The organism is Chryseobacterium sp. GW823-FHT05E08 (assembly GCF_058795655.1).
On record NZ_JBXAHY010000003.1, the window covers coordinates 100,340 to 118,947 of the forward strand.

The window sequence follows — 18,608 nt, forward strand, 5'->3', positions numbered from 1 at the left end:
AAGATGCTTTTATCCATATCATTTATATTTTTTGATTAATCTTTATGGGAGGAAATGCGCGTAACGCTATCAATAGAAATGGTCGTAATATCATCTGAAGCTACCCATTCTAAAATGTAACCGCCACCGGTACCAATAGGAGCCGGCAAGCTTGCACCATCAGCAATAGTCGTAAAACTGTACACCAAAATTCCACTTGTTTTACCTGACGGAATAACACCACTTATTTCAGATCTAAAACCAGATAAAGGATTTCTTAATATAAATCTTATATCCTGGCTTAAAATATTAGCATCTTTGGTGTAATTCACTATAATACGCCATTGATGAACTTGCCCCAATACTCCATTTTCAAGGAATTGATTTCCGACAAAAATTTTAGCATCAGAAATCAAAGAATTTTCCGGCCAGCTCGTTGTAGGTGCACTAGCATATACCAAAGGCAGGGAATAAATAACCTGTCGAGTTGAATTAGCTGAAACATTAGACCAACTAGGCTTTGTTCCCGCACCGAGTCCTCCGGCATTAATTTTTACGACACCTTCATTCGGCTTCGTTAGTTTCGTCACTATAAGACTACTCCAACTCAACCCGTCAAAAAAACGTAAACTTTTATTGGTAGTATCATAAGCCACCATTCCTTCAACAGGAGCCAAAATAGTTCCGGGATTTGCTAGCCTAGGAAGAATAACACCTGATGTGGTAGAAACGATATCCAAAACACCCTGAGGGTTGGTCGTATTGATTCCGACCTGACCATTCACTCTTACAAAAGACGCAAGAATGATAATAATAATTTTTTTTCGCATAATGTGTATTTTGTTTTTATTTACTATAAAACATTATACACCTTCAAAGTAATAAGTAGATACAAATATGTGAAAAATATTTCAAATAATTAAAATAAAACTCAACAATAATTAATTATTATTAAACAAAAACAAATACATGAATAAAAATAAATTAATTTAAAAATTAAAATAAATACAAAATATTAACCCTGTAAAGAATTATTTAAAATCAAATCCAGTTAAAAACAAAACTCAACGAATACAAAAAAAATAAAAAATTATTATAATTAGTCCGAAACCTTATAAACATGAAAAGAAGTATTACTGGTAGAACCCAAAATACTGGCATTCAAAACACTTGTCCCTGCAAGCCCAAAATAAAGCTTATCGCCGGCCTGCAAGCTATAGATGGAATTTATTGCAGATTCAGATACTGTGAGTGCTACAAGACCAAGACTACCACCACTAAACTGCCGAATATCCAGCGTTGAAAATATTCCGCCAGAATTTTTAATAATTCCAATTCCAGGATTCCCTGTCAATAGAGAAGCTTGTAAACCACTTCCATAGCGAAAATAAAAACTCACAGCATACACACCTGAAGAGGGTACGACATACGAATAATCTGTTTCAGAAAATAAAGTGGAAATTCCTACTCCTTTATCGGATAGTGTGAAATTAATCTGTTTCCAATTTGAAAATAAAGACAATCCAAGCAAGGTGATCCCTCCGTTTTTTGCAGCAGAGTAAACAGAAGTATTTTTGTTAGCCATTGCCGCTGCAGCTTCTACTATCATCTGTGGCTCCACTTGCGCAACTTCAAAACTTCCCTGATTTACAGCCATAATCTGATAACCGGGCAAAGATAAAACCTGAGGAGTTTCTCTAACTTTTAAATTACCATTAATATCAAGTGTTGCCGTAGGTGTTGTTGTATTTATTCCGACCTGAGACCGCAATCCTAAAAAAGAGGCAAAAGCGAAAATAATAATCAATTTTTTCATAACAGTGTATTTTGTTTTTAATTAAAACATGATACACCTTCATAAGTAGTAAGTAATTTCAAATGTATAAAAAACATTAAATAAATCAAACCGGAATGAATTATAATTAATTACCAGCAGTGAAAACTCAAAACAAATTAAATTTTAATGAAAAACAACAATAATTAAAACCGAAACAATGAAAAATATCAATCCTTTAAAAGCATCTTTAAAATTCAATTTAAAACAAAAAAAATGAGCGATTAAAAAATCACTCATTCATTTATCTATAAAACTGTATGTCTTATTTCTTTTTTACAGGAACTCTGTTGTCGTTATCTAATTTCTCTGTAGAAACTTTAAACTGGATATCCATTTCGTCTTTAATGAAATAATCTTTCAATGAAGACTGATAGAATACTTTGAAATCTCTTCTGTTCAATGAGAACTTAGCAGATTCTACCACTACCGTAAACTGAGTAACGTATACGTTTGCAGGGAAAGTAATTGTTTTTCTAACTCCTTTTATCGTAACATCACCGTAAACTGTTGAATTGTACTGACTGTTTGCCAGAGGAATAATCTTAGTTAAATGAAATTTCGCGATCGGGAATTTTTTAACCTCGAAAAAATTTGTGCTTTTAAGATCATTTGTCAACTTGATCATGTCTTCATCTGAAACATCACCAGCCATTAAACTTCTCATATCTATCACAAATTCTCCGTCTACCAAGACCGTTTTATCAAAGTTGAATTTTCCACTTTTTAATTTTACCGTTCCGGAATGCGATGAAGCCTCAGTTTTTACAACTTTATACCCCCACCATCTGACCTCAGACGAAGTGACCTTTGATACCTTATCAAATTTCCTTTGAGCAAAAACAAATGATATGCTCGCACACATCATCGCAAACAATAGTAATCTTTTCATTCTTTTTTATTTACAATTCAACAAAAATAAAAAAAAGTGTAGAACTTCTACACTTTTAACAATCTTTTTTTGATTAAATTATTTAGCAGTCACTTTTACAAGCATATCTATTTCATCTTTCACAAAAACATCCTGCATTGTAGACTTGTAAGAAATGTCGAATTTCTGTCTGTCGAAAGAGAATTTATTAGACACTAAACTTACAACTCCTTTGCTGTAAGAAATTTTTGCAGGGAAAGAAACTTCATTTGTTTTTCCTTTCACGGTAAGATTTCCTGTAACCAAAGAGCTATAGATCTTATCGTTATTTTTCTTTACAGAAGTAATTTTGAAACTAGCTGTAGGGAATTTTTCAACTTCGAAGAAATCTCCATTCTTAAGGTGACCGTTTAATTTTCCTTGATACTCTCCAGTTAAATCGGTTGAAGAGATAGAGGTCATGTCTAAAGTGAAAGAACCACCTACTAATTGGTTTCCTTTCATTACCATATCTCCAGATTTTACTTTTACAGTACCATCATGAGAGCTAGCCTCAGATTTAGCAACTTTGTAACCCCACCAGTGAACATCAGATGCTACTACTTTTTTTGACTGCCCGAAAGCTAAACCACCAGCTAAAACTGCTAATAAAAATATTTTTTTCATTTTGAATAAGTTATTTACCTTGTTTGTTAATGATGCAAATGTAGCCAACTTATATGATAGATTTCATTGATGTATATCAATAAAAACAATAATTTTTATGAATAATATCAGCCATAAAAAAACTCCGAATTTCTTCGGAGCTTGTTTTTATTCTTGGTAATAAGCAGTATAGAGCGCTGCACCATTTAATCCTGTCTGATTTTGTTTGATCAGATAGATCGGAATGTTTCTCAGCATATCCTCCATTTTATCACTTATTCTAAATTTCTCGTAGAATTTGTCTTTATCCATATATTTACTGATCATCTGCGGAATATCTCCAGCAATCAATAATCCTCCTGTAGCTTTTAATTTCAGCGTCAAGTTGTTTGCTTCTCTTGCTAAAAACTCAAGGAAGGTATCTAAAGCTATCTTACAGATCAAAACATCGTCTTCAACAGCCGCTTTGTAGATCACCTCAACAAAGTTTCCGTTGGCAAGACGTTCTGATAACCATTCCGGTTCAGGGTGTCTTTTTACGTCTCTTAAGAATCTATAGATATTAAATAATCCTGTTTTAGAAAGCACATTTTCCCAACTTACAATTCCATAAATATTATTTAAGAATTGATAGAACTCAACTTCAACATTGGTTCTTGGAGAAAATTCTGAGTGACCTCCTTCTGTTGCAAATGGTCTTAAATATTTCCCGTCAAAGAAATATCCTGCTTCACCTAATCCGTTTCCTGGAGCAAGGATCGCTACGTTACCATTTTCAAGATGACCGCTTGTGTAGATATCATCCATATCAGAATCTTCAAGAAGTCCCATTCCGTAGGCAGAAGCCTCCAAGTCATTAAGCATATCTACTTTCTCGAATCCGAAATCTCTTGTGATCTCTTCCTGATCTAAGTTCCAGCCTAATCTTGCAGGACTACTCTTCCCATTAAGAACGGGTCCCGGGACAGCCATTCCTAAACGTTTTACATTTCCCAACTCATTATCCTGAATAAATTTCTTCAAGATATCCGAAAAAGAAGTATATTCTTTCGTTGGGTAATCGCTCTGGATTTTCACCTCAAGACCTCCGTTACCGGAAACAAAATACCCCAAGGTTGTAGTGTCTTCACGAAGGTTTGCCCCAATGATAGAAACATTATCATTATTACTGTTCTTTACGCCTGGTAAATAAAGTGGAAATTTTGGGTTCAAAATCATAATCAGCAAATTTTATCAAATATAATAATTGTTTTGGTAAATACTATAGGGAAAGAAAAAACCTTTTCAAAAAAACGAAAAGGTTTTGGTTAATAATTGTTTATATTTAAATCTAACTACTTCCCTAATGGAATATTGTAAGAAAACCCTACTCCAATGTTCCCCACATTGTAGTCTTGGTTTGGCAAATCGCCTTTGTCTCCTACAAATACTTTCTGATACTGTACAAAGAAATTCCAGTCTCTGTTGTGGTATCCGATCTCAGGTTTGATGTAAAAACCTCCATCCGGTCTGTCAACCGTACTGTTGGAAGCCACTTTTTCATCACCCACTAAGAAACCGTAACCTAAATCTGTTCCGAAATAAAATCCGGTCTGTTTTGGATAAATTCTGATCAAAGCACCTACAGGAATTACGCCCACATCATTATTATTGATACCGTTGTTATCCTTACCAAAATAATGGGTATAACCTGTTGCGATACCTAATCCAAATCCAGGAGTAATCAAGTTTTGATAAGCTACGTCTACACCAGCAGAAGCAGAAACATTATCTGCGGGAACAGCTAAACCAGCATTCGCTCCTACCTTGATCATATTATTCATTTGTGAGCTTTGAGCACTTACTATACCAACCGTTAAAATTCCGCCTAGTAAGATGGCCTGTTTAAACATTTTCATAACTCTGATTTTTTAAATTTTACTAATCTGAAGGATGTAAAAATCGTGCCAAGGAAGCCTGCTTTTCTCACTTTAACATTAATAAAAATCGCAAAATAATGAATATCAATTAATTAAATCAACCAAAAATTAAATACATGTTTAACTTGAGATTAAAAATAACAATATTAATAATTCTTAACCGTTATAATTTTAACCTTTTTGGTTTTCCACCATCAAAAAATAAATTGTCTTATGATGCTTTCATCCTTATTAAATAACAAACATCTTCTTTGGCGTGCCGGTTTCGGAGCGGGAATCAACCAGTTTGAAGATCTGAAAAATAAAGACATCAAAACTTTACTTAAAGATTTATTTAAAGAAGAAAATTTTGTGGAAGTTACTTACGATACGCCTGATGTAGAGACCATCGACTACATGACCGACAAGTCCCCCGCAGAAAAGAAAAAGAAAATCCAAAGGATCAACAGAGAGCAAAACAACGAACTGAACCTGAATTTTCTCAACAAAATGATCAACAGCAACGAACAGATGAGGGAAAAAATGGCTTTCTTCTGGCACGGACATTTTGCATCGAGAGTTCAAAACCCAAAATTCAACAGACAATTATTAAATATCATAAGAAAAAATTCTTTGGGAAATTTCAAAGACCTTTTATTTGAAGTAAGCCAGGCTCCGGCAATGCTGAACTTCCTTAATAATCAACAAAATAAAAAAGATCATCCCAACGAAAACTTTGCCCGTGAAGTGATGGAACTATTCACTATGGGACGCGGAAATTACACCGAAAAAGACATCCGGGAAGGCGCCAGAGCTTTTACAGGCTGGGGTTATGATAAAGAAGGAAATTTTGCAGAAAGAAAAAAACTTCACGACGAAGCCACAAAAACTTTCCTCGGAAAAACAGGAAATTTCACAGGAACAGATGCTTTAAATATTATTTTGGAACAAAAAGCAACCGCAAAATTTATTACTGCTAAAATTTATAAATTCTTTGTCAATGAAAATGTGGATGAAAGTATTGTTAATAAGTTAAGCGACAGTTTTTACAGTTCCAATTATGACATCAAAAAATTGATGAATGATATTTTTTCAAGCTCATGGTTTTATGACAAAAAAAATATCGGAAACAGAATAAAATCTCCCATAGAATTAATGGTCGGAATGATGAGAACGTTACCAATGCATATTCAAAATCCTGAAAACCTCATCGTTTATCAAAAATTATTAGGTCAAATGTTGCTCTATCCTCCCAACGTTTCGGGATGGCCAAACGGAAAATCATGGATCGACAGTTCAACTTTAATGCTGAGACTTCAGATTCCTCAAATTTGGTCGGGTTTAAGGCCTTTAGAGTACAGTCCGCGCCAAGATGATGATATTGATATGGGAATGAAATCACGAGAAACAGCCTTAAACAAAAGCTTTAAAAATCCGAATATTACCATCGATTGGGCTCGTGTTGAAAAAGCTTTCGACAATAAAAATTGTGAGGATTATTTAATTCAAAATTCAAACACTTTGAGTATGGATTCTGTAAAAAGTTTCTCAGACAACACCGTGAAAATGAATGTAATCAACCTGATGTCAACACCGGAATATCAGTTAATGTAAATATAAGGAATTAGGATTTAGGGCTTAGCAATTAGGCTCCAACAACCTCTAAAAACTAAGCCCTAAATCCTAATCCCTAAAACCTAACTTTATGCTAATTAAAAGAAGAGAATTTTTAAAAATAAGCTCATTAGCAACGGCTTCCTTAATGGTTCCTAATTTCCTGAAATCAATGACGCTGGATAATGCTTTGGAACGTAATCAGAAGATCTTAATTGTTCTTCAATTTACAGGTGGAAATGATGGTTTAAACACGATCATTCCTACAAAAAATGATATTTATTTTAAAGAAAGAAGCAAAATAGCGATACAAAATTTTTTACAGCTAAATGATGAAGCAGGAATCAACCCGTCTTTGTCATATTTTAAAGAATTATTCGATAATGGAGAGCTCTCTGTTATGAATAATGTCGGTTATCCCGATCCTGATAAATCACACTTCCGAAGTATGGATATCTGGCAGTCAGCAAGTAAAAGTGATGAATTCTTGGAAACAGGTTGGCTTGGACGTTTTCTGGATGAAGAATGTTACAAATGTGACCATCCGACACAAGCTTTGGAAGTTGATGATATGCTAAGTTTAGCCTTAAAAGGTGAAAATAATAAAGCTTTTGCTTTTAAAGATCCTAAAAGGTTGTATCAAACGAGTCAGGAGAAATATTTTAAGTCGCTTTATGATCATCATCATGAAGATGAAACGGTGTCTTATTTATATCAAACACTGGGTTCAACCATCAATAATGCAGGTTATATTTTTGATAAAAGCAAAGCAAAAAAAACGGATCAAACCTACCCAAATTCACAGTTAGGAAAAGACTTTAAAACCGTTTCATCTCTGATTAAATCTGATATTAATACGCAGGTTTATTATCTTTCTGTGGGAAGTTTTGATACGCATGTTAATCAAAATGAAAGACAGCAAAAGCTTTTTGATGACATCAATGAAGCTGTAAAATCTTTCGTTGCCGATATGAAAAGTAATGGTTTATTCAATGATATTTTGTTGATGACATTCTCAGAATTTGGTCGTCGCGTTGCGCAAAACGCCAGCAATGGAACGGATCATGGAACAGCCAATCAAATGTTTTTTATCAGTGGTGGATTGAAAAAGAAAGGACTTCTGAACGCACTACCCGATTTACAGAATTTGAATGAAGGTGATTTAATTTATACCGAAGATTTCAGAAAAGTATACGCTACCATTCTTAAAAACTGGCTAAAAGCAGATTCTTCTAAAGTTCTAGGCTGGAAAAATGGAGTTTATGATTTTGTTTAAAAAAAGAGACCGTTTCAAAAACAGTCTCTTTCTATAATTTTTAATTACTTTTAATTTGAAGCAGGAAGCTGTTTTGGTTCAGTTCCCTGTGGTTTTTTATCCAGTTTTTCTGATATTTTCTTGACGATAAATTCAATTACCAAAGGTGCTACAATAGCAAGTACAGTTTTTAATATTCTTGATTTCATACTATTTATTTTAGAATTTGATTAATACAATTTCTAAGCCACAACATATTCACTGGAAATTTGAACTTTAATCAGGAACAATCAAATTTTCATAATTCTGGCTTCCTGATTTAAATTTTTCTTCCATTCTTAAACGTAATTTTCTGGGTTTATGCACAATCAGACAATTTCCAAATCCCAGTAAAAGTCTTTCTAGCTCGTTGTTTATTTGCACACAGATCTTAAAAATAGTGCCGTCTTCACTTTCACTTACAATCTCCTGACTTTTATGCAACGGCTTTGTTTTTACATACGGCGCATTGGAAGAATCAACAAAAAAGACAACATTCCTCGGTTCCATCGTTGGTGAAACGGTTACTCCTACGATATCTTTAAAATATTCGTCGCCATCCAGATCCTGGTCAATAAATTTAATCTTTTCATCGGTTTCAATGCTTTCCATTCTATCTAAAGCGAGATTGTACATTTTTCCTTTATGAAGACAGATTAAAAACCAACGGTTATTAAATTCCTTTAATAATTGTGGATGCACAACAAAATTACTCGATTCTTTTGCGTTAAAACTTTTATACAGAATATTTAAAACCTTTTTGTTTAAAATACCTTCATATAAAACATCAATATGCTCCAACCCTTTCAACTGCTCATTTTTATCTAAATGAATTATTGATTTTTGATTGGTTGCATGAATAGAATCTTCCAGTTTTTGAATCACTCCATTCATCTCTTTGAACATTGAAAAATCTTTGAATTGCTTTAAAATCTGCACTGCATTATTCATCGCTTTCAAATCACTTTCGTTCACAGAAATATTATGAATGCTGTAATCTGGGTCGCTGTAACGATAATATTTTCTTTCGTAAACCTCGATCGGAGCTTCATAGCCAAATTTTTCACTTCGCATATTTTGCAAATCGAGCTGTACAGTTCGTTTGCTTACGAAAGATTCTTTGCCTTCAAATTCAAACAAGGCCTCGGAACATTCATCAATTAAATCTTCTAAAGTGTATTGCTTGTATTTGTTTTTAAGACATTTATCTAGCGTTTTGTAGCGGATAAGAGCATTTTTGTTGGATGACATCTGAGTTTATTATTTAAAATTTGTAAAGATGAAAACTATAATTACAAATAGAATATGAGAAATTAAAATCAAATATTTGTATTTGCTATTTTTTAATATATCTAATAAATACCCGTAAATAGGAAATTGGAATAATCCTAAAACAACAAATGGAACTGTAAGTGATTTTTGAAAAACTGTTCCAATCATTCCAAAAGGAAATAAAATAATTGTTGGAATATAAGTTCCGTGACCACCACCCATCATAAAAACTACTAATAAAAGTAATATTGGTGTGACAAAACTAAAAATTATAGTCCATTGGAATTCCTTCATTTTATTTTGTTTTCAAAGCTTCACCTTCAAAAGAAATCCCGTCCCAGCCAAATTCTATGAAGTTTCTGATGTTTTGATGATCTGTTCCCTCAGGATTTTTCAATACATCTTCTCTGTAAAATTCTCCGAAAAGGTTTAAAACTTCTTCTTTTGATAAATTATTCAGCTTTGCAAAACTGAAAACTTTGCAAGAACCATTATTCTGATTTGCTTCATTTACGGTATTTCCGTTGATGAATTTTGTTGGCGTGAAATCGTAATTTTCATCAATATATGAGATTACCTCTTTAAATTGTATCGTTTCAGGAGAAGTCTTTAATTGTTCTAGCAACATTTTTTTTAAATTTTATCAAAAATAATTAAAATATTTTTATCTACGCAAAAAGATTGCACACTTGTGTTATTACTTTGCATAAACAAAATGAGAGAACACATGGAATTTAATGGAAACAATTTAATAGAATTAGGATATAGATCAGCGAAATGGTTTAAAGAAGCCATTGCACATATCAACGAAAATAATTTAGATGAAAATCAAATCACAGCCTATTTGGAACAATTCAAACAACCGGACTTGATTCCGCTTCATGAAACGGCAAAAGATTTCGTCATTAATATCAGAGCAGAACACGAAAGTGAAAATGATAACGTGGAAAAAGTAATCAATACCATGAAAGTTTTGATGAAAACGCCAACTTTAATTACTGGAGCAATCATGCCGGATGCCTGTCCGACAGGTCCGGAAGGTCAGATTCCAGTTGGCGGAGTTGTGGTGGCGAAAAATGCGATTCACCCAGGATTTCATAGCGCAGATATCTGTTGTTCAGTAATGTTGACAGATTTTGGAAAGGCAGATCCTAAAAAAGTTTTGGATGCAGCGCATTCAATAACACATTTCGGACCTGGAGGAAGACCAAGAGGAGAACAAATGGAAATGTCACAAGAATTGATGGATGCTTTTAGAGAAAATTACTTTTTGAATGATGAAAAATTAATCAGTATCTCCCGTTCACATATGGGAACTCAGGGGGATGGAAACCATTTCTTATTCGTCGGAATTTCAAAAAACACAGGAAATACAATGTTGGTGACTCACCACGGATCGAGAGCTCCGGGAGCAGCTTTGTATGATAAAGGAATGAAGGTTGCAAATAGATTCAGACTGGAAATTTCTCCTGAAACGTTAAGAGAAAACGCCTGGATTCCTTATGAAACTGAAGAAGGAAAATCATATTGGGAAGCCTTGCAATTAATAAGAACATGGACAAAAGAAAACCATACATCTATTCATGATGCTACTTTAAATAAATTAGGAATCGAAAAACAAGATAGATATTGGAACGAACATAATTTTGTTTTCAAGGATGGAGATTTGTTTTATCATGCAAAAGGAGCAACTCCGCTTGATGATAAATTTATGCCGGATATTACGGGACCAAGATTGATTCCGTTGAATATGTCAGAACCCGTTTTGATCGTTCAGGGAAAAACAAATGAGAGAAATTTAGGTTTTGCACCACACGGAGCAGGAAGAAATTTCAGCAGAACGCAACATAAAAAATCATTGGCTCATAAAACCATTGAAGAAGTTTTTGAAGAAGAAACCAAAGGATTAGATATCCGTTTTTTCTCTAATGAAATTGATATTTCTGAACTTCCGACTGCTTATAAAAGCGCCAAAAACGTGAGAGCTCAGATTGAAGAATACGGACTTTGCGAAGTTTTGGATGAAGTGATGCCTTACGGATGTATTATGGCTGGGGATGTTCAGAAGAATGCGCCTTGGAAGAGGAAGAAAAAGTTTAGAAAATAATGAGAAGATTACGGGTTGCCGTAATCTTTTTTTGTATAGAAATCATATATTTGGGAAAAACAAAAACCATGAGTTTTAAATTACTTGCTATAAGACCACTTATAAATTGCGATGAGAGATTTTATAAAAATTTAATTCCTAACCAGATTTATAAATTTTATAATAATTATGAATTTTATTACATTGATAATGATCCAACAAAGAATGTGATCAAAATTGAAAATAAAAATGACTCTACTCCTAAAAATTTATATGATAAGGGTAATTTAAAAATAAATATTTCTGCGATTGTAGGAAAAAATGGAAGCGGCAAAAGCGCTTTGATTGAATTATTTATCATGATGGTTAATCAATTATCTTTTTTTTTGAAGAAGGATAATAAAATTTCAACAGATGCAGAACTTGTAGATTGTCAGTTACAATTTGACAAAAATTTTGAATGTGAATTTTTTTTGAGATTGAAAATATCAGATATAATTTAAAAATTTTAAAAAGCCTATACGAATTTCGTATAGAAAAAGATAATTTTTTTATTGATTGCTCCGCAGATTTTGAACTTTCAGATTTTTTCTATTCTGAAATAATAAATTATTCACATTATGCTTATAATTCAAGAACGATGGAATTTGTTGAAGGTTTATTTCATAAAAATGATGCATACCAAATACCTATAGTACTTAATCCTAAAAGAGAAAACGAAGGATGGGAAGGTGTAATTGACATCAACAATGAAAACTATCTATTACAGCAAAGGACACTTGCAAATATTTTAAAAAATTCAAAAGATGAGTCCTTCTCATTTAGAAATATGGGCGATAATCTAAGAGCAATTAAGATAAAATTAACAAAAAAATGTGCAAAAGATTTTAGTTTAATGAGCGATGATACTCCTCCAGAAGGGAAACGATATACTGAAGATAATGAGGAAGATAAACGAAATTTCATTTCAGATTTATCAAACAATGTTTTAACAAGTATTCTTTTTAAAAAGCAAAATCGTGTAATTTCAAATCCTTTAGAAATTCTTTCCGAAATTAAAAAGTATTTTGAGATTTCCGAAATTGAAATACCTAATCAATATAAGCTAGATCTTTATATAATCTATAAGGTGATAAGTATTTGTAATAAATATCCATCATTTAATGATTTTTTAATTTCAAAAGATGAAAATTACACAATAGATATTTTGAGATTTATTGAAAAAATGGATGAAAGTCATATTTTTTATAAGCTTAATCAAACAATTAATTTTATCAAATATTATGATAAAATTTGGGGGGAATATGTTGAAGAAAATGAAGTAATTATAGATATAAATCAATTATCAATTCTTTTGAATAAAGAAACAGACACAAATAATTTATTAATAACTTTATTACCACCGCCTATCTATGATTCGGAAATAATTTTAAGCAACCTAATTGACAAAACTGAAATAGAAATTGGGAGTTTAAGTTCGGGGGAAAAACAATTGATTCACTCCACTAGCACAGTTTTATATCATCTAAATAACATAGATTCGGTAAAAAATGATGATAAGAGAAAGAAGTATACAAACTTAAACATTATTTTTGAAGAGATTGAATTGTATTTTCATCCTGAATTTCAACGAAAATATATTAATTACTTATTAGAAAGTATTGATAATTTACAACTAAGCACAAATGGTATTAAAAATTTGAATTTTATCTTTGTAACACACTCTCCGTTCATTTTATCAGATATACCTAAACAAAATATTTTATTTTTAGACATCGACAAAGAATCTGAGAAATCAACGCCTCAAAAATACGAAGGGATTAATACTTTTTCCGAAAATATTTATGATTTATTAAAGCATTCTTTTTTCTTAAATGATTTTATAGGTGAATTTTCAAAAAATAAATATATCTCATTAAGTAATTTTTTGAAATCTACAGAGATAATGAACAATGAATGGAAAGAAGATAATGCTATAGATTTCATTAATATGATTGGTGATTCGTTAATACGTGAATCATTTAGAAGCTTATTTAATGAAAAATTTGGGGTCAATAGTAAAAATTCTAAAATCAAAGAATTAGAAAAAGAGATACAAAGACTAAATGAAAAATACGGCGTATGAAACAACTATTTATTAGTAAAGAAATTGAAAAAATAGCAGAAAGCTATAAATTAGAATTTTTGAATAGTTTTAAAGTTATTATTGAAACAAAACTTAACGATATAATTAATCATTTAGATATAGCCGACACAGAGTATGTAACTAAAAAAGAATATGTAGAAAATATCTTAAATAATTTGGAAGATATAATTCTTTTAAAGCCGAAGCAAATGAAAGCAGAGTTTTCTCGTTATCTTCTACCCACAAATGACAAAAATTTTTATATCAAAATAGTTACAGCATTACATTATAATAAGGTTAGAGAAGAATATTTTATAAAGAGCATAAAACAGCTACAAATAAATTGTTGTGCTTATTGTCATACACAAACCACCCATATTGTTAATGAATATTACATAAGAAATTATAAACTAAAGAAGAAAGGAGATCTAAAAAGTCAAAAAGCTTTTTTTGAATTAGACCACTATTTTCCAAAAAGTAAATATCCATTTCTATGTGTTTCGTTTTATAATTTAATTCCAATTTGTTCATCTTGCAACAAAGCAAAAAAAGACCAATTTATTGATTTTGATTTTTATGTAGAATCGGAAACATTATTTCAGGATTTTAAATTCATTCTTTCAAAAGGAAATGTTGCTGATTACATTACATCTCAAGATAGAAATAAGCTAGTGATCGAGATTGATCACCCAAATAAAAAGATATTGAAAAGTTTTATTGAAAGATTTTCTTTAAATTTAAGATACAATGAATACAAGGATATTATTGAAGAATTAATTTACAAAGAGATGAAGTTTAATAAAATATATCTTGATTCACTTTCAAACATTTTAGATAATCATCCTAAAGATAAAAAAGACCTAATTGAGACAATTATGCTAGGAAACTATTCAGACAAAAAAGATATATTGAAAAGACCATTAGCAAAGTTTTATCAAGATATTTCAGAACATATTAAATCATTTCATATAACGAATACATAATAGATAGGCTCCTGCTCTCCGAAGTCTCCCGACTTCGGAGCTTTTTGTTTCAAGAAATAAACACCCCCCACTGGTGCGTACCCGATAGCGCGGATTTGCATATCCAAAGCCTTTTATTTGATTTTTATCTCTCGCAGATCAGACTGATTTCACAGATGGTGGTGTTATAAAAATCTGCTTAATTTGCAAAATCTGCGAGAGACTTATATATTTATTTTTTTAATTGAAATCAATTTTCCCTTCACGTCAATTACAGTTCTTTTTCCGTAACCGATTTGAATATTGAACATATTTTCCAAAGGAAACTGTAAAATAGATTGCAAAATTAAACGAATGACTCCGGCGTGGGAAACAATCAAAACTTTGTTGCTATTTTCTTTAGAAATCAATTCATTCCAAAACTCGGAAACTCGGGTTTGCATTTCTAACAAATTTTCTCCGTTTGTGGTTTTTACATTAATAAAATCTTCATACCAAAGATTGATTTCATCTTCAGGAATATCAGTCCATTTTTGGAGTTCCCAATCTCCGAAATTCATTTCTTTAATTTTTTCATCGATTTGATAATTAAGCTTAAAATATTTCGCTAATAACTGACAACGTTGAGACGGGCTCGAAATAATTAAATCAAAATCTTGATCAAGATCGATAGCTTTAAAATCTTCAACATAATTTTTTCGTAAAGACATTTCTGCAAATCCATAACACAGATTGTCTGGATTTTCTACCGCAGTATGACGAATTAAATGAATTTCCATACGACGATTGATCCTAAATAAAATAGCACTTCACAAACCTGCTGAACTGTTCCTAAGCAATCGCCTGTATATCCTCCGATATGTTTTTTGAAATACCAGCCCAAGTATATTTTCCCTATATAAGCGAGAACAAGAGCCAGAATCAGTCGCCAATCCGGAATCAAAGAAAAAGCTAATAAAACAGCCATAAAACTTATGAATAAAGACTTTCCATCTAATGCTTTATTTGCCAATGGTTTTGATTTACTTGAATCAATATCAGTGACATATTTATGCGTATAAATCATTGTTCCCGCAATAAACCGACTTGAAGTATGTGCTAAAATAATGACCGCTAATGTTTTTATTATATCTAAATTCCCTAACTTTTTAATGCTGAAAAATTTTAATGCAAATAAAAGAACAATCCCAATCGCGCCGTATGCGCCTACCCGACTGTCTTTCATGATGGTCATAATTCTCTCTTTTCCATAACCACCACCGAAACTGTCACACACATCTGTAAAACCGTCTTCGTGAAATGCTCCCGTCAATAAAACGTTAGAAATCATCATTAAAACAATCGAAATTTCCAAATTGAAAAGCTGAAAAGAACCATATAAAACAATAGCATTCATCAACCCAACCAACAATCCAACCCATGAAAAATATTTTTGAGACTGGTTCATGATTTCATTAGAATACGGAATTTTAAAAGGAACCGGAATTCTTGTGAAAAACATCAAAGCCGTCGCAAAATAGATCAACTCATTTTTTATAATTTTCATCTATTCTTTATTTGAAACATTAGCATTTTCAAAACTTGACATTTCATTCAGGAAATTAACCGCACTTTGGATAATTGGATACGCCAATGCGCAACCCGTTCCCTCACCTACTCTGAGATTAAGGTTTAATAATGCTGTCTGTCCTAATAATTCTAACAATTTAATATGAGCATATTCATCACTTACATGGCAAAAAATACAGTTATTAAGAATTTCAGGATTATTTTTCCAGGCAACAGAAATGGCAATTGTAGCGATAAATCCGTCAATTAATATCAACATGTTTTGATTGTAAGCTTCCTGCATCGCTCCAATCATTTGAGTAATTTCAAGTCCGCCAAAAGTTTGGGTAATTTCATCAGTACTTTTAAGATCAGGATATTTTTCTATTACTTTTGAAAGAATATTAATTTTATTCTGTAATTGAATATCATTCAAACCCGTTCCTCTACCTACGCAATTTGCAATCGGAATATCAAATAATTGACTCATCATTAATGAAGAGGAAGATGTATTTCCAATTCCCATTTCACCAAAACCTATAACATTACAACCTGTTTCTGCAATTTCCTTAACAACAGATTTTCCATTCTCCAAAGCCTGTTGATATTCTTCAATCGTCATGGCACGCTCTTCCAATATATTTCGGCTTGATTTTCTAACTTTTTTATCAATTAAATCTAATCCTTGCGGAAAGTCAAAATTCACTCCTGCATCTACAATTTTAATTTGAATATCATTCTGTTTACAAAACACATTGATTGCCGCTCGGCCACCTAAAAAATTCATCACCATCTGATAGGTAACTTCCTGCGGATATGCGCTCACTCCAGTCGTTGCAATTCCATGATCGGCGGCAAAAACAACCATGTGAGGTTTAATTAATTTTGGTGAAGTTGTTTGTTGCACCATACCGATTTTATGAGCCAATTGCTCAAGAAATCCTAATGCGCCTAAAGGTTTTGTTTTGAAATCAATTTTGTGCTGTAATTCGTGTGCTAACATTGATGTAGTGTAAATTTTTAAGAATAGAATTTCTCATTATTATGTTAAATGAGAACAATGCAATATTAGTTAATTTTTTCTTTTGTCTTAACACAAAAGAAACAAAAAGTCAAGACCTGGAAACTTCCGCTAAAAATAATCTATACTCTCTAAAAATTCTAAAACTTGCGCGAAATGTATAGTTGTTCTTCGATTCAAAATTAGTCTCGCGCTTCAAACAGTAGAATTTTCTTAACGTTCGCATAGATTATTTTCTTAACGCTCCATTTTCCTATGTCAAAGTTCAATTCCTTTAAAGCAAGTAACCTCTAGCTCTATAACATTCAAATCATAAGTATTTGATATTTTAAAACAATTTTCTTTTGTCTTGATACAAAAGAAACAAAAAATCAAGACTTGGAAACTTTCGCTAAAAATAATCTATGCTCTCTAAAAATTCTAAAACTTGCGCGATTTCAATATTGGTTCTTCGATTCAAAATTGGTCTCGCGCTTCAAACAGTAGAATTTTCTTAACGTTCGCATAGATTATTTTCTTAACGCTCCATTTTCCTATGTCGGAATATCCCTCCTCTTAATCAACTGATTTTTTTTTAAAACATTCACACTCTAAAACACTCAAACGCTAAGACCCTCAAACTCTCCTACACTAACACTCTCAAACAAAAAAACTGCGTAAAAACATTGCGCACCTCTCAATTTACTTTGCATTATAAATTAAAAACAATGATACCTAGAATATTAGAAAAATTGAAAGAAATAGAGGCAGAAAGAAACATAGAAATACTTCTTGCCGTAGAATCAGGGAGCCGAGCTTGGGGGTTTGCTTCACCTGACAGCGATTATGATATACGTTTCATATACCGACATGAAAAAGACTGGTATCTTTCGCCGTGGGATAAAGATGAGACGATAGAATTTATGACCGAAGATGATCTGGACGGTTCCGGATGGGACTTGCGAAAGACTTTTCATCTTTTGCATAAATCAAATGCTGCTTTGTTGAGTTGGTTTTACTCTCCTATCGTTTATATGAAAAACGAAAAGTTTTATAACTTATTTAAACCTTTGGCAGATGAATGTTTTTCTCCGATAGCAGTTTCTTATCATTATCTGAGCATGAGCAAAAAATATCTCGAAGCCTGCAGAACCGATGAAGTGAAATTGAAATCTTATTTTTACTGTCTTCGAACAGCTTTAACCGGAAAATGGATATTAGAAAAAGGAACGGTTCCGCCAGTATTGTTCAGTGAATTGTTGGTTTTAGTTGACGATTTTACGAAAACTAAAATCAAAGATCTTGTTGCTTTAAAAGCCACCAAAGGAGAATCATATTATCATACTAATGATTGGGAACTTTTTGGTTTTTTGGAGGAGATGGTGAAAGATAATGAGGAAAGAGCGAAGAGTTTGAGTGGAGGAATGGCGGATAAAGTTGAGATAGAGAGGGTTTTTAGGGAAATATTAATACACTAGGA

20 protein-coding genes are annotated in these 18,608 nt (G+C 32.1%); 7 read left to right on the top strand and 13 right to left on the bottom strand.

From position 1 onward, the window contains the following. Positions 1-35: 35 nt before the first annotated feature. From AC1Q7L_RS10875 to AC1Q7L_RS10900, 6 genes are all read right to left on the bottom strand, one after another. The gene (locus AC1Q7L_RS10875; protein ID WP_492305986.1) at positions 36-809 is read right to left on the bottom strand and encodes a phage tail-like protein; all 774 of its coding nucleotides are present in this window, start codon (positions 807-809) and stop codon (positions 36-38) included. A gap of 269 nt (positions 810-1,078) precedes the next feature. After that, positions 1,079-1,795, bottom strand: coding sequence for a hypothetical protein (locus AC1Q7L_RS10880; RefSeq protein ID WP_492305987.1), 717 nt, complete (start codon positions 1,793-1,795; stop codon positions 1,079-1,081). Between the two features lie 283 nt (positions 1,796-2,078). Further along, entirely contained in the window at positions 2,079-2,705 is a 627-nt protein-coding gene (locus tag AC1Q7L_RS10885; protein WP_410693838.1) for a YceI family protein, read from the bottom strand. Positions 2,706-2,783: 78 nt separating this feature from the next. After that, complete coding sequence (locus AC1Q7L_RS10890; RefSeq protein ID WP_066750911.1) at positions 2,784-3,350, bottom strand: YceI family protein; 567 nt, start codon at positions 3,348-3,350, stop codon at positions 2,784-2,786. Positions 3,351-3,497: 147 nt separating this feature from the next. Beyond that, a complete protein-coding gene (locus tag AC1Q7L_RS10895) occupies positions 3,498-4,547 on the bottom strand; it encodes a glucokinase (RefSeq protein WP_066750912.1) in 1,050 nt (349 codons plus the stop codon). A gap of 116 nt (positions 4,548-4,663) precedes the next feature. Beyond that, a complete protein-coding gene (locus AC1Q7L_RS10900) occupies positions 4,664-5,227 on the bottom strand; it encodes a hypothetical protein (protein ID WP_492305988.1) in 564 nt (187 codons plus the stop codon). A gap of 234 nt (positions 5,228-5,461) precedes the next feature. Between AC1Q7L_RS10900 and AC1Q7L_RS10905 the strand changes: the two genes are divergently transcribed. Continuing rightward, on the top strand, positions 5,462-6,841 hold the full coding sequence (locus tag AC1Q7L_RS10905) for a DUF1800 domain-containing protein (protein ID WP_492305989.1): 1,380 nt from the start codon (positions 5,462-5,464) through the stop codon (positions 6,839-6,841). A 91-nt stretch (positions 6,842-6,932) separates the two neighbouring features. Further along, a complete protein-coding gene (locus tag AC1Q7L_RS10910; protein WP_492305990.1) occupies positions 6,933-8,117 on the top strand; it encodes a DUF1501 domain-containing protein in 1,185 nt (394 codons plus the stop codon). A gap of 50 nt (positions 8,118-8,167) precedes the next feature. On the opposite strand, the gene AC1Q7L_RS10915 is transcribed toward AC1Q7L_RS10910, so the two are convergent. The 4 genes from AC1Q7L_RS10915 to AC1Q7L_RS10930 form a co-directional block, all read right to left on the bottom strand. Next, complete coding sequence (locus AC1Q7L_RS10915; RefSeq protein WP_170857336.1) at positions 8,168-8,305, bottom strand: hypothetical protein; 138 nt, start codon at positions 8,303-8,305, stop codon at positions 8,168-8,170. A 67-nt stretch (positions 8,306-8,372) separates the two neighbouring features. Then, positions 8,373-9,386 (bottom strand): helix-turn-helix transcriptional regulator, encoded by a 1,014-nt coding sequence (locus AC1Q7L_RS10920; protein ID WP_492305991.1) that lies wholly within the window; start codon positions 9,384-9,386, stop codon positions 8,373-8,375. Positions 9,387-9,395: 9 nt separating this feature from the next. Further along, positions 9,396-9,701 (bottom strand): hypothetical protein, encoded by a 306-nt coding sequence (locus AC1Q7L_RS10925; RefSeq protein WP_492305992.1) that lies wholly within the window; start codon positions 9,699-9,701, stop codon positions 9,396-9,398. Between the two features lies 1 nt (position 9,702). Beyond that, on the bottom strand, positions 9,703-10,035 hold the full coding sequence (locus AC1Q7L_RS10930) for a HopJ type III effector protein (RefSeq protein WP_492305993.1): 333 nt from the start codon (positions 10,033-10,035) through the stop codon (positions 9,703-9,705). 99 nt (positions 10,036-10,134) lie between these two features. Between AC1Q7L_RS10930 and AC1Q7L_RS10935 the strand changes: the two genes are divergently transcribed. From AC1Q7L_RS10935 to AC1Q7L_RS10950, 4 genes are all read left to right on the top strand, one after another. Beyond that, positions 10,135-11,514: an RtcB family protein gene (locus tag AC1Q7L_RS10935; RefSeq protein ID WP_492306489.1), complete on the top strand. Its 1,380-nt coding sequence runs from the start codon at positions 10,135-10,137 to the stop codon at positions 11,512-11,514. A 68-nt stretch (positions 11,515-11,582) separates the two neighbouring features. Continuing rightward, a complete protein-coding gene (locus tag AC1Q7L_RS10940) occupies positions 11,583-11,996 on the top strand; it encodes a hypothetical protein (protein ID WP_492305994.1) in 414 nt (137 codons plus the stop codon). Between the two features lie 137 nt (positions 11,997-12,133). Continuing rightward, positions 12,134-13,618, top strand: a complete 1,485-nt coding sequence (locus AC1Q7L_RS10945) for an ATP-binding protein (protein WP_492305995.1) — start codon at positions 12,134-12,136, stop codon at positions 13,616-13,618. Further along, positions 13,615-14,601, top strand: a complete 987-nt coding sequence (locus tag AC1Q7L_RS10950; protein WP_492305996.1) for a hypothetical protein — start codon at positions 13,615-13,617, stop codon at positions 14,599-14,601. Before AC1Q7L_RS10945 ends, AC1Q7L_RS10950 begins: the two co-directional genes overlap by 4 nt. Before the next feature lie 203 nt (positions 14,602-14,804). On the opposite strand, the gene cobC is transcribed toward AC1Q7L_RS10950, so the two are convergent. Genes cobC through cobT form a run of 3 tightly spaced genes read right to left on the bottom strand, consistent with a single transcriptional unit; the run spans position 14,805 to position 17,131 of the window. Then, positions 14,805-15,359: an alpha-ribazole phosphatase family protein gene (cobC, locus tag AC1Q7L_RS10955; protein ID WP_492305997.1), complete on the bottom strand. Its 555-nt coding sequence runs from the start codon at positions 15,357-15,359 to the stop codon at positions 14,805-14,807. Further along, on the bottom strand, positions 15,344-16,126 hold the full coding sequence (locus tag AC1Q7L_RS10960) for an adenosylcobinamide-GDP ribazoletransferase (RefSeq protein WP_492305998.1): 783 nt from the start codon (positions 16,124-16,126) through the stop codon (positions 15,344-15,346). Before AC1Q7L_RS10960 ends, cobC begins: the two co-directional genes overlap by 16 nt. Next, positions 16,127-17,131: a nicotinate-nucleotide--dimethylbenzimidazole phosphoribosyltransferase gene (gene cobT, locus AC1Q7L_RS10965; RefSeq protein WP_492305999.1), complete on the bottom strand. Its 1,005-nt coding sequence runs from the start codon at positions 17,129-17,131 to the stop codon at positions 16,127-16,129. A 725-nt stretch (positions 17,132-17,856) separates the two neighbouring features. Here cobT and AC1Q7L_RS10970 point away from each other — a divergent pair. Next, complete coding sequence (locus AC1Q7L_RS10970; protein WP_492306000.1) at positions 17,857-18,606, top strand: nucleotidyltransferase domain-containing protein; 750 nt, start codon at positions 17,857-17,859, stop codon at positions 18,604-18,606. Positions 18,607-18,608 lie beyond the last annotated feature (2 nt).